Source organism: Paenibacillus sp. FSL R5-0517 (genome assembly GCF_037974355.1).
Lineage (GTDB): Bacteria > Bacillota > Bacilli > Paenibacillales > Paenibacillaceae > Paenibacillus.
Genome location: NZ_CP150235.1, coordinates 1,307,464 through 1,323,462 on the forward strand (window position 1 = coordinate 1,307,464; position 15,999 = coordinate 1,323,462).

A 15,999-nucleotide genomic window follows, 5' to 3' on the forward strand; every position below is an offset into this window, starting at 1 on the left:
GTAATATTAGTCGGATCTTGTGAAGAGGGGGAAGAAGTCGTGCTGGATCTGAAAGCGCTTCACGAAAACACCCGAATTGACCATAAATCACATCCATTTCAACTGTTCCAAAATCGATGCTCAGATATGAAAGCGGAAGAATGCATTCTGTATTTGCATTGGCATGAACATTTTGAACTGATTGTCATGCGCAAGGGAAGTGCGCTGTTTCATATTGATAGCAAACCATATGTGGTTAGCGCAGGTGAGGTCATCATCATTCCTGGAGGTACGTTGCATGTGGGGTATGCCATGGACGAGGGGGATGTGCATTATGATTCCGTTGTAGTCAACCGTGCACTGTTTCATGATTTCACCCACGATCCCGTGCATGAGCAATATGTCGCGCCGTATCTGGAGGGAAGGGTGAGATTTCCGGTCAAACCGGCAGAGGAAAACATCGCCTGCACAGGCTATTATTCTTTGCTAAATGAAGCCGTGGAAGAAATGGCATTACAGCCCCCGGCTTATCAGCTCGTGGTGAAGTCCAAGCTGCATGCCTTATTCACGCTGCTTGCGCGAACCTTTATGCCGCAGCAGCTGCCGGATCGATCGGTTGGATCGTATTTTCCCAATCGCGAACGTTTCAAACAGTTGATTGCACAGATTGAAGCCGACCCCACAGGTAAGATGTCTGTTACGGAAGCGGCAAGCCATGTGGGACTGAATGCGTATCATTTCTGCAAAATGTTCAAAAAGCTGACCGGACGCACCTTTGTGGAATACGTGAATGGGTGCAGGATGAGTGAGGCCGAACAACTCCTGCAAGGCAGCAGTCTGACCATTACGGAGATCGCCGCCAGAGTAGGCTGCGACAACGCCAATTATTTTACGAAGTTATACAAACAGTACAAGGGTATGACCCCTTCACAGGGGCGGGGGAGAAAAGAAGGTTAAGCGCAATTAGTATGCAATCATAATGGCAGTCTCAGATAAAAAGGCATCATGGTGTTTGTAATCCTGTACAACTCGCAGTCATGATTATGAGCAGAAGCAGAGCGTACGGCAGTAATTACTGTACTATCAATGTACTAATCACCATACTCCATACTTGGACTTACATCCATGAATAATAACCCGGATCGAGGCCAACTCAAGGCGTTCATCCGGGTTGTTTGGATTGCAGAATCAGAATAACAAGACTGTCCTATAATGTGTACAACGTACTCATTTCATAAATCTGGAGAACAATCTATTCGCCTTTTTGGAGAGATCGTCCATTTTGACATTGGCATGATCGAGCTGATTGTACCCCCATTTGATCGTCTGCAGCATGCGCGGAGATATGGGCGTTCCTTTGATTCGCGGATAGATGTTGTGATAGGCCCAGACGAGATGCTCCCAGCGATTGTCATTGCCGTCCTGAATGTATTCGGATACGTCAATCACTTTCCCGCGCCCGTCCTGAAGAATTACATTTTTCAAATGAATATCACGGGGGTTCAGCCCGCGGCTGCGAACGGCTTCTCGCGCTGCGTCCACATCGAGCATCACCTGCTCGGGGACGGGGATTCCTTTTTCCAGACATTCCAGCAGGGTATCTCCGGGTTCAAAACTAATTACGAGAACATTTCGGCCGCTGCCGTAATAGGTAGGGAAATATGGCAGACCTTTGAGTTGTTCGTATACCTGCTTTTCATTTTCGAGTTTGTCCAAGGCATGATCCGAGTACATCTTGAAGGCATACTGCGGCAAACCGTCATACGTAAATACAGCCGCATCCGTACCTGTGCCAATGCAATTCAATCCTTCTACATCGCCGATGATGTTCACGAGCTCATTCCGGTCGCTTCCGATGACTTGGATCTGTTGTAATGCTTCTTCCGCCTGGAACCAATCCGGTCGATTCATGGGTGGTGCCTCCTTTTTGGATATGCCTGTACAGAATCTACGCATAAGTTATAATTTGAATGGTCCACTGGGCCATCACGCGCGTTGCAATATAAAGATCAGTGTGCATATTCTAACGAAACGTATAAGTCTTATTTTGCTGAAATCGGCAGTTCTGAGAATGTAACGAATCAGAGGCACGTTATTGGCTCGTTTGCACACTGTAAACACGTGATCCAGCCGGAATGAGACTATATAACATGTCTGGAGTTCGTTAGATTTGGATCGTGCTGTACATCCATGTAATAAGGTGTATGTGATTCGTTAGAGCTGGGCCCAAATTAGCTCAGCTTACCTTCGTTAAAGGTTCGGTCGGTCAAGGCTGCCTTCAAACCTACCGGCAATAGGCACACTACCTCCAACTCTACTGGCAATAGCCATACTACCTTCAACCTATTGGTAACCCTACCGGTCGCTCACCCCGGCAGTTCTCTACAGAAATTTTTAATCCCGCTCTTCAGTTTCAATGTCCTCTTTTTACTGCCCTCTATGAAGTATATTATGCGTTCTGCTCCGCAATTTCATCTTTTGGTGATGTTACTATATAAACGATACGGATCGAATCGGAAACGGTTGCGTCAGAAGAAAATAACGGAAGTGCGCTTGCGGCAATGTTGCCCTGGCTTTATACTGTGAGCATTAAGGGATCTCATGCAGATCCGGCATACAGAAAGGCAGAAATCCTTATGGCACAATACCCGCAATGGTCTTATTCGCAGTCGCGGGCGAGTATGTTCGATGAGTGCCTGCGCAAATATTATTATCATTATTACGGTGCCCATAACGGCTGGAAGACAGACTCTGCTGATGAGATGCAGGTTCGTCTGTACCGTCTGAAACAACTTAGTAATCTGTACCTAGTCTTCGGAGACCTTGCGCATCGGATGTGTGAGTCGGCGGTACGCAGCAGGGAAGAGGGCAAGGATAAGCCGCGTGAACACTTTCTGGAACAGACGATACGCAAACTGCTGAATCAGGCATATGTGGAATCAATGGATGCGGATCAGTGGCGACTGAATCCCAAGAATCGCACGATGCTGTCCGAGATCTATTACGGGGATGATACGTTGAATGACCGAATCGCCACGATTAAGGAGCGAGCTTCGGCCTGTGTCAGTAACCTGTACCAGACGCTTACGTGGGAGGACTTGTCCCGGGCAAGCACGGACATTCTGGAGATCGAGAAATGGGATACCATGATGCTGCACGATACACGCGTGTATGTGAAGATGGACTTATTGTATCGGCGCAGTAACGGCAATATTGTCATTGTGGACTGGAAGACGGGCAAGGAGGATGACTTCTCTGATCAGCTCATGCTGTACGCATCCTATGTAAGAGAGCACTACCGGGTTCCTTTGGAGCAGATTGAGCTGCGAGTGGAGTACCTGTTAACGGGAAAACACCGGGAGTTTACAGCCACAGAAGAGGATATTCGAAAAGTGGAAGAGAACGTGGGTCGTTACATCGAGGAGATGCGATCCTGCGTGGAGGATGAGTATTACAACCGTCCAAAGGACGTCAGCTATTTCACAGCGATGCCTTCGCACCGGTCCTGCCGGGATTGCAACTTCCGCGAAGTATGCAGTGAACGGGCAGTCTGAAGCGCCATAACCGGATGAACATAAGACAAGGCCTTATCCGAATTGATCTATTTTATATGTGGCAAAAAATCAAGAAGCGCAAGCCGGGTACAACATCTGCCCGACTCGCGCTTCTATTGCGTTCCACAGGCCTGGCGACATGGCGCCGGGGTGGAACGATCCTATCCAGATTATTGGACAGCGGCGGCATTCTCCAGCGCCTGGCCCACAGGAACATAGGCATGCCCGAGATCCCGGGCAACCGCCTCATACGTGATATGTCCATTCAGCGCATTGACCGCGCTGCGAATGGACGAACTGCCGCGAATCGCGGCTGCTGCACCGTGGTTGGCCAGCTGCAGCGCATAAGGCATGGTGGCGTTGGTCAGCGCCACCGTAGACGTACGCGGCACAGCGCCCGGCATGTTCGCCACCGCGTAATGCACGACGCCATGTTTCACATAGGTTGGTTCATCGTGGGTGGTGATATGATCAATGGTCTCAACGATCCCGCCTTGATCAATCGCCACATCCACAATGACCGATCCCGGTGCCATCGTCTTCACCACCTGCTCGCTGACTAGCGTTGGCGCCTTGGCGCCCGGAATCAGCACCGCACAGATCAGCAGATCTGCCGCCGCAACAGCTGCCGCAATGTTGGACGGGCTGGATACCAGCGTGTGGATCTGATTGCCGAAGATATCATCCAGCTGGCGCAGTCGATTCAGATTCAGATCGAGGATGGTTACATCCGCTCCAAGGCCAATGGCAATCTTGGCTGCATTTGTACCCACCGTACCGCCGCCAATAATGACCACTTTCCCCCGACTGACACCAGGTACACCGGACAACAGAATGCCCTTGCCACCTTCGGTCTTCTCCAATAGCTGTGCTCCGATCTGGGAGGCCATGCGGCCTGCAACTTCACTCATTGGAGTTAGCAAGGGAAGAGTACTATTAACCTCCAGCGTCTCATAGGCAATGGCTGTTACTCGACTTGCAATAAGCGCTTTTGCAAGCTCAGGTTCCGCTGCGAGGTGCAGGTAGGTGAACAGAATCAGCCCCGGACGAAAATATCCATATTCACTGGCAAGCGGTTCTTTCACTTTGATGATCATATCGGCCTCGGTCCACACGGACTTGGCATCAGGACGAATCTCGGCGCCCGCAGCTTGATATTCATGATCCGTGAATCCGCTGCCGATTCCCGCGCCTTGTTCAATCATCACCTGGTGACCAGCTCTGATGAAATCAGCAGCCCCGGCCGGAGTCATTGCTACACGATTCTCATTGTTTTTGATTTCTTTGGGAATTCCGATTCTCATCACCATGCACCTCGTCCATTTATTGGTTGTTAGCTTATACTACAAGTTTATGACTTGCATATTTGTTTTGCACCAGACTTGATGTCTAATTTTTAGAAATAGTACTCAACATATTGTCGAAAAAGACTATTCAGGACATTTGTCCATGGATTATAATGTAAGAAAAAATAACACGAAGAGGGATCACCATTGCAAAATGATCGCGTGTTTACGATTAAAGATATCCTTGCACGTCCGGTATTCGGCCGAGCGCGACTAGCGGCAGGGAAGGATGGAGTGAACCGTCAGGTTGGCTGGGTTCATGTGCTCGAGATTACGAATGTATCTCCATTTGTAAGCCCCCATGATCTGATTTTATCCACTGGACTGTGGCTTCAATCGGAAGAAGGGCGTGAAGAGTATCTGCTCCAGCTCATTGGAAGTGAGGCAGCGGGGTTATGTGTGGAGTTTGGTACCAGCATACACGGAATCCCGGAAGAACTGATTGAACTGGCGGACAGACACGAGTTTCCGCTGATTGTATTCGAGCAACCAGTTCGTTTTGTCGAGATCACACAGGATATTCACTCTCTGCTCATTAATCATCAACACCAGCTGCTGAAAAGTCTGGAAGCTTATTCAAGACAGCTTCAGCAACGAACATTACAGAGTACGGATATGTCTGCTGTGCTGAATCTGCTGCATGAGTATGCTGCCAAACCGGTAGTGTACATTTCGTCCATGGAGCCGGGCAGTTTTGTGCCCGAACTTGTACCGGAGGTGGAACAGACCATCTACACCTGGTATGAGCAAGAGGTAGAACATCTGGATTTGAATGATTCAGATACCGAATTATGGTTCCATATGGATGAAGAGAAAGTTCTGCTGTGCCATCCGGTCGTCTGCTTCGGCCAGGTTTTTTCTGCTGTAGGCATGATTGTGCATCCGGCAGCTCCAGTGGAATATCTCAAGCTGCTGCTTGACTACACCGCGAAGGCAGCGGCAGCACTCACACTTCGTTCCCAGTTTCTTGAAGAGAAGATGGTCCGCAATCAAAATGAACTGATCCAGGATCTGATGAATGGCAACATCCAGCAGGAGGACCAGGCTCAGACTCGAATGGGGCTTCGATTGCTGGTGAAGGGACAGTACTGGTTCGCAGGTGGGGTCATCGAGATTGAACATCGATTGAAAGGCACAGGCCGGGAGCGAATGGAAGCGAATCATCAGGATGTTCTTGTCCTGCTTCGTTCCCTGCTCAAGAAGAACAATCTGCCTAGCCTGATTATGCTGAAGAACAACCAGGTATATCTGTGTTGTGCCAAGGAAGCGGTATCGGCTGCTGCACGTCATCAACTGCTGCGATTGCTTGAAGGGATTGCCCTGGACGTGAAACGGTTTGCCAGTCGTAACTTGAAGCAGGTTATGATTCATGTGGGAATTGGAAAGTTCCGCAGCCGTTTGACCAGTCTGCCGGAGAGCCTTCAGGAAGCCTATCAGGTCATCGAAGTTTCGAGGTCGGTAGATCAGATGGAACATGTTCACTTTTACGATCGTATGGGTATATATCAAATGTTGAAGGCATTGCCCCAGTCGTTCCTTCAACCCTTTGTTCAGGATCACCTGGGTGTCTTGATTGAACATGACCAAACGCATCACCTGCGGTTGGTAGAGACACTGGATGCTTACCTGCAGAACTTTGGTTCCAAACGGGATGCAGCCGCCCAGTTATTTATTCATCGGCAAACGTTGTACAACAGACTGGAGAAGCTGGAAGAACTGATGGGGCCAGATTACATGGATCAAGGGAGAAGAATCTGTCTGGAGATGGCGCTACTGGCACACGCGATGATCGAGAATGGACAGTGGCAATCCTCTTGATGCGGTGAAAGGGATGCAAGACAGACTGTGCATCGATTTTACATTACCTTGTGCACAGTCTAGCAGTTTTTACTAATCCGCCGGGTATGTTGTAATGAAACAGGCAGGCGTTGCAGGGTGGAAGTGGAGCGCCGGCCCCGATAAAGCTTCGTTTGACCAGAAGATGGTGCTAGTGATAATGAAGAGGGAGCAGCCAGGCGATACGGGGGTGATGACCGGTCGGGGCGTCCGTCTGTTTCTGCTTCAATGGCTGCCGCTGAAATGCCGCTTTGGTGCAGCCACTCCTGAAGTCGTATTGGATTGATTCCGAGTTGTCCGCTCAGATTACAGATATCGAGGTTTATTCTCACACAAATCCGCCTTTCCTGGAATATCGGGCTGGTAGTAGGGTTTGAAAGGGAAGCATGAATTCGAGATCAGTAAATGCTCATGTACATGGTAATCGTAACTTGATCGGCGGAATGATCCATTATATTGAGAAGTAGCGCGGAGGGGGTTATGTATACCCTGTTAAATGTTCTCCTATCCGCTTTTTTGATAATTCCCTATAAATTGGCTTTTAACAAGATTCTATCACTTCACATGAAGCTGTGCGTCTCAATATAGTCTCAATTTTGGTGAAAAAATAAATACATTAAAAGTACCAGTATCTAGTACGGAGGACATATATGGGAAACAGTAGTGAGGCTCAATATGACGAGTATGTTGAGGATGGCAAACGTTTTGTTGGTCGAATCAAGGAACTGACAACACTGGAACGGTGGTTCAATCATCCAGAAGCCCCATTGACCATATTTTCAATTACCGGCATGGGAGGTATCGGTAAATCTTCATTGCTTTCAGAGATGTTATCTGTCTCTCGGAATCGAGGTGCGACAGCAATCTGGATGGATGGCCGATCATGTGGGGGGACACCTTCCGTTTTTATGGATTATTTGTCCTCTACATTAGGATTGGAAACATTGGATAGAGAAGGATACCCACGGCCATTGAGTCTGCTGAAAGACACATCAATCGAGAAGCGAATGGTCCTTGCAGTGGATAATTATGAAGAGCTGGCTCTGTTAGAAGGTTGGTTTATGGAAGTATTTGTATCCAAACTTCCGTTAAGAGGCATACTTGTCATTCTTGCATCACGCCCGGAATTGGCATCCACTTGGCGGACACATCCCCGATTGCATCAGCGATTTATACAGATGCGGCTTCAACATTTTACAGTTGATGAGATTACGGAATATATCATGGTGGCAGGCTCTCTGAATCAGGGCATGGCAGGCACCATTACGAGAATGACCGATGGGCATCCACTGGGTCTGGCCTTAGCTGTAGAAGCTGCGGATCAGAGAAGGAATCTTCCGCAATCCGAATGGGCTGAACTGTCGCATATGATCAGTGCTCGATTATTATTGGAACTGACTACACCTCGTCTGCATCCCATGGTGGAGGTGCTGACACTGCTTGAGACAGCCAATCAGGAATTGTTATCATCCGTACTGGATATGATCGTGACTCAAGAAGAGTACCACATGCTGAGACAGATGTCGTTTATCCGTTCTGGCCCGAATGGTCTTGCCCTGCATGATATGGCCAGGGTACATCTACTTCGGGACTTTCGCCAACGTGAGCCTCATCGGCTGCAGACCATGCGCATCAAGATTGTGAAATTGCTAAAACCACTGCATGAACAGGCGGGACTGCATGAGCGTCGCCAGATCGCACGGAAGATGCTGTTACTGTGTCAGGAATCCATGCTTCAATACCGCAAGTACGCGGATGTGTCCCGTGATTCCTTGTTCTCACCTCTGGAAACGATGAGAAGCGAGGATCTGCCAGCTCTGCACAGCCTGTTACAACAATGGTGCGAGTACAGTGTGGAACCATGGCAGGCTGTACCCTATGGCCCCTTCCTGGATGAACTGGCACACCGTTATCCCGAAGGAATCGTATTAATGCGTGACAAGCTTGGGGAGACAATCGCCATGTTCATTACAGTCCTTGTGCATAAGGATAGTAGTGAGCTGTTGTTAAAATATTTTCCGAATGAGATGTATGAATGCTTCACACCACAGGAGCTGGAAAATGACCCGGACCAGAGTGATACGCACTTTGCCTTGCTGGCTGCCGCAAGAGATGATGTGCCTGGTTATACACGGGAAGAACTCGTTGGATACATGACACTGGACCGACTGGCTCTGCTGGGTGATGGTGCGCGAGCGATGCTCGTCGCAACGAATCCTCATCTGAAACTGTTTTTGCAAAGTATTGGATTCCAGATGCGAAGAACAAGCACCCGGGTCTGCGACAGCTTTGAGCATCAGGCGGACGTACTTGAATTGGATTTGCGTAGTGGGCAATTCGGACAGTGGGTCATGTCTCTGCTTGATCCGGAAGCAACAGAGAATCGGATACAGCCGGAAACAACGGATGCAGATGACTCAGTCTGGACTGAACAGGATGTTCGCAAGATGTTGGGATACCTTCGATCTCCTGGAGAATTACATGAATACGCTGGCAGAGTTACAGGAGTAAGGGATGGTATGCAATTACAGCTGTATGTCATGGATTTGTTGGAAGGCAGAGTTCATGGTCTGTCCCCGCAGGATCAGATGCTGTTGTACGCGGCCTACTGGACGCATGCTGGCAATCCAACTGCCGCAGCCCAGACGTGTTCCATGAGTCGGGCGACCTTCTATCGCCATCTTAGAACAGCGCTGACTCGCTTGGCGCGGATTTTGTAGGTAGCTGCCGTTCCATCCAAACCGTAATTACGACAAGAAGAGGCGGGTCATAGACCAAGCCTCTTCATGCGATTATAGAGCGTTGCTCTGGAGATGCCGAGTTGTTTGGCGAGTGTTCGTTTGTTGCCACCTGCTTCTTTCAGACATTGAACCAGAAGTTGCGCCTCATAGGTGTCCAATTTTTGCTGGAAGGTAACAGGGGAGACTGGATCTGAATGCTCTGAATGCTCTAATTCGTCTGCAGCTTCAACAGTTCGAGGTTCTTGTTCGTCTCCCAACTTCTTCGGATGTTGCTGATATTCGCTATTGGCCTGTGGATGGATTCCCGAGGTCAGTTGAACTTCGGACTGCTCATGCACGATGAGGGAGGTGAGGGTGTCAGGCAGATATTCCGGCTTCACCTCGCCATCTGTCGTCAGGATGGTCAAGCGTTCTATCACATTTCGTAATTCACGGACATTGCCTGGCCAATCATACTGGAACAGAAACTTAAACACTTCAGGTGGAACCAGCTCAATATGACGGTTATAGAGCAGAGAGAATTCTTGAAGGAACGTCTGGGTTAACTCATATATATCCTCCTTGCGTACACGCAGTGGAGGGATGACGAGGTTAATGACATTCAGCCGATAGTAGAGATCTTCCCGGAATTGATTGCGTGCAATCATATTCAGCAGATTCTGATTGGTCGCAGCAATAATCCGGCAGTCCGCCTGTTTCATGCGTGTTCCGCCCACGGGGAAATAACTCTTCTCCTGCAACACCCGAAGCAGCTTCACTTGCAATTCCAATGGCATCTCACCGATCTCATCCAGAAAAAGCGTCCCCCCTTCGGCAAGCTCAATCTTGCCCTTTTTGCCTTTGGGATCCGCTCCGGAGAACGCGCCTTTCTCGTAGCCGAAAAGTTCACTTTCAAACAATGAAGCAGGGATTGCTCCGCAGTTAATCGCGATGAATGGTGCAGTCTGCAATTCACGAAGATCATGAATGGCTTTAGCGAATAACTCCTTGCCTGTACCGCTCTCTCCGAGGATCAGTACGGTTGCTGAGGTGGTACTGATCTTGCGAATGGTCTCCAAGCACTGCTGAATGACCGGGCTGCTGCCCTTGATTCTGGCGAATGGATCTGATTCGGGCCGTAGCCGAGCAACGGCTTTCTCCAGATGCTGGACTTTGGAAGTCATATGTAAGAGTTCCTGATGTAATCGGATTTCAGTTGTTATATCCACTTCAGCAGCAACTGCGCCCACAATCTGTCCATCCAGTTGGACAGGACGGGCATTAATTAGAGCGAACAGGTCGGGCCGTGGCTGATGCTGTTTGCGATAGACCGTTTCGCCGGTATACAGCGTCTTGAGAGACTGTAGCCGATCTGGAGGAAAAAAGTCCGCTGCGGGTTGTCCAATGATGTCTTTTTTGCTGATCGAAAAAACATGCTCCGCGCCAGTTGTCCAGTAGGCTACCCTGGCCTCTTCATTAATTAATGTCAGAGCTGAGCCTGCTGTCTCCAGTGTGGTCTCAAAATAAGCTTCTATCAGGCGATGCGCATGCATCATGGCATGCAGGACATCGGATACGGCGATATATCCCACGTATTCGCCCTGATTATTCTTTATTAATAACAGGGGACTCTTAGCAAACAAAGGGATCACTTCCGCAAGTTCGATCGAAGCAGAGACGACAGGCACAGGAAGACGACCATATGATAATGTTCCATTGGGTTGGCTGTACAACCAGGCATATTCTGTATTGCGGCGTACAAAGACAGGTCTGTCCGTACCGATATGGAGTTCTGATGGTATAGACTGAGGTGTGGTTTCGTCATATAGGACTTCATCCAAAATACTCATATCTGTTCGTAACAAAGCATTCAGCTCAGGAAGTAAATGTCTCATCAGGATCACCTCGGTTGCAGCATATACTTATAAAAAATGTAAATGTGAAATTATGTATATTATAACGTTCTGATGAAGCTGTGTATATATTTTTTGACATCAGGTGTGCAGGTTGGGATATTGACTCGATAAATAAAAATTCATTTTTAATTGTATGCGATTACATTGGATCGAAACGAAGATAAGCGTTGATTTTAGCTAGAATACAAAGCCTCTAAGTGAATTTTATGTTATAAAACATAACGTATATATCTTTGAGAAATAGAGCAGATAGAACGGACTAAATAGGAAAGTGGTGTGATTTAACTTTATGAAGAGGTACAGATGTGTCTATTATATTGGACATTTCAATTTGGGGATTCTTATTTTTTAGACATATGAATGAGTTGATATCATGTAAATTTGAGAATTCAGTATTATAGCTCAAATAACCATGCTTTCCCCAAAAAACAGGAGAGCATGGTTATTTATTTATCGAAACATATTCTTAACGACCATCCAGAGATTAGCCGGTTTTTCGGCCAAACGGCGCGTATAGTACGGATACCACATGGTGCCGTAAGGAACGTAACAGCGAATACGATAGCCTTCTTTGGCGAGACGTTCCTGTTCGCTCATGCGCAGTCCATATAACATCTGAAATTCAAAGGCATCTGGCGAAATTCCACGGTCTTTAGCATATTGTTTTGTCCAGTTGATGATGTGATCATCATGCGAGGCCACCGCAGTGTATACACCCTGATCGAGGTGATTACGAATCATCGTTTTGAATTGATGAATGACTTCAGCGGTATTTTGATAGGCGACTGATCCGGGTTCTTTGTATGCACCTTTAACGAGCCGGAGCCGGATGCCTTCCCGAATCATATCACGCGTATCTTCTTCGGTGCGATGCAGGTAGGCTTGCAAGACTGTGCCCGTATTGTGCAGTCCTTCCGAGTGCAGTCTTCGAACAATATCCAGCGTTGCTTGAGTGAATGGACTATCCTCCATATCAATTCGGACAAATAGATCATGCAATTTGGCTTGTGCGGCAACGGCACGGATATTTCGATAGCCCTCTTCCGGGTCCAGTGCGAGGCCCATCTGGGTTGGTTTCAGTGAGACGTTGGAGTCTACACCTTCACGTGCGATGCCTTCTACCAGTCGTATATACTCATCCCTGTATAATGCTGCTTCGCTCAGGCGGGTGATACCTTCGCCCAGATGATCGAGGGTAGCCATAATGCCTTTATTATTGAGTATGCGAATCTCTTCGAGAGCTTCTTCCAAGGTGTTTCCTGCAATAAACTTCCCTGCAAGCTTCTTGCCATATTTGATGGACAGGTTCTCTACCGCTTTGTTGCCTGCCACGGTCAATAAGGTCTTGCGATATATTTCCGTTCCTACACTCATTTTCGTTTCCTCCTTCAGCATTGTGCATCATTCGATTCAGGCTCGGTGGAATCATGCTTTTTTTATCCCTTAATAGAAGCAAGAAGCATGCCAGATTTGGCGAGGCTCTCCTATTTTTTATGAAAATTTAATAAGAAAAATATTTCAGGTCCAACCGGAGTTGGCACGGATTTTGCTACATATATTTAGTGAAGAGTAACATGCAAAATAATTCAGGCGAGCAGCCAGTGAACCCCACATCCTGAAGGAGGAATCATTGATGAATATCCCTTTTGTTAACGAACCATTCACACCCTTTGCGGTCCAGGCGAACCAGGAAGCATTTGAAGACGCACTTCGTCGGGTAGAAGCTGAACTTGGGCAGGAATACCCGATTATTATTGGTGGGCAAAAAATAACAAGCAGCCGCACGTTAACGTCCGTGAACCCCGCGGCCAAGAATCAAGTCGTCGGAACGATCCATCAGGCAGATCAGGAATTGGCCGAAAAGGCCATTCAGACAGCAGCGGAGACATTCCACACCTGGAAACATACCGATCCGAATGAACGGGCTCGATATCTATACAAAGCAGCTGCCATTATGCGCCGTCGCAAGCATGAATTCTCCGCATGGATGGTCTATGAAGCCGGCAAAACCTGGCCTGAAGCCGATGCGGATACAGCGGAAGCCATTGATTTTATGGAATTCTATGCACGGGATATGCAGCGACTAAGTGAACCCCAGCCCCTCGTGCGAATTGCAGGGGAAGATAATGAACTGAGTTATATACCGCTGGGCGTTGGTATTGTTATTCCACCTTGGAACTTCCCGCTGGCGATTATGGCAGGCATGACCTCTGCTGCACTGGTCTCTGGCAACACGGTGGTATTAAAGCCTGCCAGCACAACTCCGGTAATTGCCGCGAAATTTATGGAACTGCTCGCAGAAGTTGGCCTGCCGGATGGCGTCGTGAACTTTTTACCAGGACCAGGCAGTGAAGTGGGCGATTATCTCGTGGATCATGCGCTCACTCGGTTTATCAGTTTCACCGGTTCCAGAGATGTAGGACTGCGAATTAATGAACGTGCAGCACGTACAGCGCCAGGCCAGAAATGGATCAAACGGGTCATTGCAGAGATGGGTGGCAAGGATTCCATTGTTGTAGACAGTGACAGTGATCTGGAGCTTGCGGCAGAGTCCATTACCGCTTCGGCATTTGGTTTCTCCGGGCAGAAATGTTCGGCGTGTTCCCGAGCGATTATTCATAAGGATGTATATGATGAAGTGTTGCAAAAAGTGATTGAACGGACACAGAAACTGACGATGGGCAGTCCACTTGAAGTTGGCAGTCAGGTTGGACCGGTTATCGATGACAAGGCATATGCGAAGATCACGGAGTATATTGAGATTGGCAAGGGAGAGGGGCGTCTTGTGCACGGTGGCGGTACAGGGAATGTTGAAGGTTATTTCATTGAACCAACCATCATTGCCGATGTGGACCCCCACGCCCGGATTGCTCAGGATGAGATTTTTGGACCCGTGCTTGCATTCATCAAAGCCGAATCTTTCCAGGACGCATTGGATATCGCCAATAATACCGACTATGGACTGACCGGCGCGGTGATCTCGCGTAATCGTGAACATCTGGAACAGGCAAGACGCGAGTACTTCGCGGGTAATCTGTATTTCAACCGGAAATGTACCGGAGCACTGGTGGGCACGCATCCATTTGGCGGATTTAACATGTCAGGCACGGATTCCAAGGCAGGTGGAAGAGACTATCTGCTGCTGTTTACACAGGCGAAGCTGGTATCGGAGAAATACTAGACAGGAACTCATAATCGGACGGAATTCCTCTTACAATCGCGTGAATAGTATGCTATTATCCCTGCAAATCCTTTTGTTCGTATAAAAAACAAGCGCTTATTACTCAGCTAGGCATAAGGAGGGAAACGGATGTTAGGTGTTCAGTTGGTGCAGGAACAACGTATTCGGCTGTCCATCACGCCGGAGATGAAACAATCCTTTCATTTGCTAACCATGTCCGGACAGGATCTGAATCGTTACTTGCTGGATGCGGCAGAGGAAAATCCAGTTCTTGAACTGGAAGAACAAGCTGGGCCCCTTGCCCGAATTCCACGGCGATTGAATCAGCGCAGGTATGATTCCTACGATCCGCTGCTTCAGGTCAGAGGTGCCGAGTCTACATTGGAACAATTGCTGATTGCGCAAATTCGAGTGATGACAATTCCAGCCGAATTGGAAAAAACGGCAGTATATTTGGCAGGATGCGTCAATGATGATGGTTATCTGACCGTTGAACTGGCAGAGGTGCAGGCAGCGCTTGAGCAACCGATGAGCAAAATTGCAGCGGGACTAGAGCTGCTCCAATCGCTGGACCCTGCTGGTGTAGGAGCGCGGAATTTGCAGGAATGTCTGTTGCTCCAGATTAGACGTGATTCATCGGCTGCGCTGTATGCGGAGCGGATGGTGGAAGCGGGATTGGAAGCACTGGTTCCTTTTCACCCAGGTAGAACAGGGAGTCGATTAGGTATGACTTCACGGGAAGCTCAGGTTGCCTACGACTATATTACACGTCTCGACCCCAAGCCCTGCCGATCCATCGGATGTACGGAACGACCACATTACATTATTCCAGATGCCATTGTAGGGTTGCGTAACGGTGAGGCCCATTTTAGCCTACATGTGTCAGGTAACCCTCGTGTATCGATGAATGAAGCGTGCATCCGCTGGATCAGGGAAGCGGCGCCAGATGAAATCTGGGCTCACCGCGCCGCAGAAGCGAGGGCGATCATTCGGAGTGTACACCTGCGGCGCAGGACTTTAGTGCGTGTGCTGGCGGCCGTGATGGAAGAGCAAAAGGACTTTTTGGTCAAAGGCCCATCCGCGTTAAAACCGCTTAATCTGGCTATTATTGCAGAGAAGATTGGCATGCATGAATCAACGGTAAGTCGTGCCGTCAGTGGTAAGTACATTCACACGCCATATGGTGTATATGAACTCAGGGCTTTTTTTGCCTCGGGAATCCGTACAGCGTCAGGGAATAAAACATCAGCATCAGTAGTGAAACGAAGATTAAAAGAAATCATTCGTACGGAACAGACACAGCGGCCATACTCGGATAGTCACTTGACTACACTGCTTGCCGAAGAGGGGATTGTCATCTCCCGCAGAACGGTTTCCAAGTACAGGGAGGAACTTCAGATTCTTCCTTCCCTTGAGCGTAAACGATGGGCTTAACCAAATAGCTGGTGTCTGTCTTACCATCTCTGA

Annotated in this window: 11 protein-coding genes; 7 read left to right on the forward strand and 4 right to left on the reverse strand. The window is 48.5% G+C overall.

The window, feature by feature from the left end:
• The first annotated feature begins 39 nt into the window (after positions 1-39).
• On the forward strand, positions 40-936 hold the full coding sequence (locus MKX40_RS05725; protein ID WP_339240104.1) for an AraC family transcriptional regulator: 897 nt from the start codon (positions 40-42) through the stop codon (positions 934-936).
• 270 nt (positions 937-1,206) lie between these two features.
• Here the strand turns inward: MKX40_RS05725 and MKX40_RS05730 are convergent, their stop codons facing one another.
• Positions 1,207-1,890 carry a serine/threonine protein kinase gene (locus MKX40_RS05730; protein ID WP_339240105.1) on the reverse strand — a complete coding sequence of 228 codons (684 nt, stop codon included), beginning with the start codon at positions 1,888-1,890 and terminating at the stop codon, positions 1,207-1,209.
• Positions 1,891-2,615: 725 nt separating this feature from the next.
• Here MKX40_RS05730 and MKX40_RS05735 point away from each other — a divergent pair.
• On the forward strand, positions 2,616-3,533 hold the full coding sequence (locus MKX40_RS05735) for a PD-(D/E)XK nuclease family protein (RefSeq protein ID WP_339240108.1): 918 nt from the start codon (positions 2,616-2,618) through the stop codon (positions 3,531-3,533).
• Positions 3,534-3,703: 170 nt separating this feature from the next.
• Here the strand turns inward: MKX40_RS05735 and ald are convergent, their stop codons facing one another.
• Entirely contained in the window at positions 3,704-4,837 is a 1,134-nt protein-coding gene (gene ald / locus MKX40_RS05740; protein ID WP_339240110.1) for an alanine dehydrogenase, read from the reverse strand.
• A 189-nt stretch (positions 4,838-5,026) separates the two neighbouring features.
• On the opposite strand from ald, the gene MKX40_RS05745 reads away from it, so the two are divergent.
• The 3 genes from MKX40_RS05745 to MKX40_RS05755 all read left to right on the forward strand — a co-directional run bounded on the left by MKX40_RS05745 (position 5,027) and on the right by MKX40_RS05755 (position 9,435).
• A complete protein-coding gene (locus MKX40_RS05745; protein ID WP_339240111.1) occupies positions 5,027-6,697 on the forward strand; it encodes a PucR family transcriptional regulator ligand-binding domain-containing protein in 1,671 nt (556 codons plus the stop codon).
• Positions 6,698-6,869: 172 nt separating this feature from the next.
• Positions 6,870-7,001 (forward strand): hypothetical protein, encoded by a 132-nt coding sequence (locus tag MKX40_RS05750; RefSeq protein ID WP_339240112.1) that lies wholly within the window; start codon positions 6,870-6,872, stop codon positions 6,999-7,001.
• 364 nt (positions 7,002-7,365) lie between these two features.
• Positions 7,366-9,435, forward strand: a complete 2,070-nt coding sequence (locus tag MKX40_RS05755; protein WP_339240113.1) for a hypothetical protein — start codon at positions 7,366-7,368, stop codon at positions 9,433-9,435.
• A 47-nt stretch (positions 9,436-9,482) separates the two neighbouring features.
• Here the strand turns inward: MKX40_RS05755 and MKX40_RS05760 are convergent, their stop codons facing one another.
• Positions 9,483-11,330 (reverse strand): sigma 54-interacting transcriptional regulator, encoded by a 1,848-nt coding sequence (locus MKX40_RS05760; RefSeq protein WP_339240115.1) that lies wholly within the window; start codon positions 11,328-11,330, stop codon positions 9,483-9,485.
• Positions 11,331-11,801: 471 nt separating this feature from the next.
• Entirely contained in the window at positions 11,802-12,725 is a 924-nt protein-coding gene (locus tag MKX40_RS05765; RefSeq protein WP_339240117.1) for a proline dehydrogenase family protein, read from the reverse strand.
• Between the two features lie 259 nt (positions 12,726-12,984).
• On the opposite strand from MKX40_RS05765, the gene pruA reads away from it, so the two are divergent.
• Together pruA and rpoN are read left to right on the forward strand one after the other, a co-directional pair.
• Positions 12,985-14,532 carry an L-glutamate gamma-semialdehyde dehydrogenase gene (gene pruA / locus MKX40_RS05770; protein ID WP_339240119.1) on the forward strand — a complete coding sequence of 516 codons (1,548 nt, stop codon included), beginning with the start codon at positions 12,985-12,987 and terminating at the stop codon, positions 14,530-14,532.
• A 129-nt stretch (positions 14,533-14,661) separates the two neighbouring features.
• The gene (gene rpoN / locus MKX40_RS05775; RefSeq protein ID WP_339240120.1) at positions 14,662-15,966 is read left to right on the forward strand and encodes an RNA polymerase factor sigma-54; all 1,305 of its coding nucleotides are present in this window, start codon (positions 14,662-14,664) and stop codon (positions 15,964-15,966) included.
• Positions 15,967-15,999: the final 33 nt, after the last annotated feature.

Excerpts from the sequence above, each read along its gene's own strand:
- MKX40_RS05765 (WP_339240117.1), bottom strand. The coding sequence starts at position 12,725 with ATGAGTGTAGGAACGGAAATATATCGCAAGACCTTATTGACCGTGGCA.
- MKX40_RS05760 (WP_339240115.1), bottom strand. The coding sequence starts at position 11,330 with ATGAGACATTTACTTCCTGAGCTGAATGCTTTGTTACGAACAGATATG.
- MKX40_RS05755 (WP_339240113.1), top strand. The coding sequence starts at position 7,366 with ATGGGAAACAGTAGTGAGGCTCAATATGACGAGTATGTTGAGGATGGC.
- MKX40_RS05730 (WP_339240105.1), bottom strand. The coding sequence starts at position 1,890 with ATGAATCGACCGGATTGGTTCCAGGCGGAAGAAGCATTACAACAGATC.
- MKX40_RS05735 (WP_339240108.1), top strand. The coding sequence starts at position 2,616 with ATGGCACAATACCCGCAATGGTCTTATTCGCAGTCGCGGGCGAGTATG.
- ald (WP_339240110.1), bottom strand. The coding sequence starts at position 4,837 with ATGAGAATCGGAATTCCCAAAGAAATCAAAAACAATGAGAATCGTGTA.
- pruA (WP_339240119.1), top strand. The coding sequence starts at position 12,985 with ATGAATATCCCTTTTGTTAACGAACCATTCACACCCTTTGCGGTCCAG.
- rpoN (WP_339240120.1), top strand. The coding sequence starts at position 14,662 with ATGTTAGGTGTTCAGTTGGTGCAGGAACAACGTATTCGGCTGTCCATC.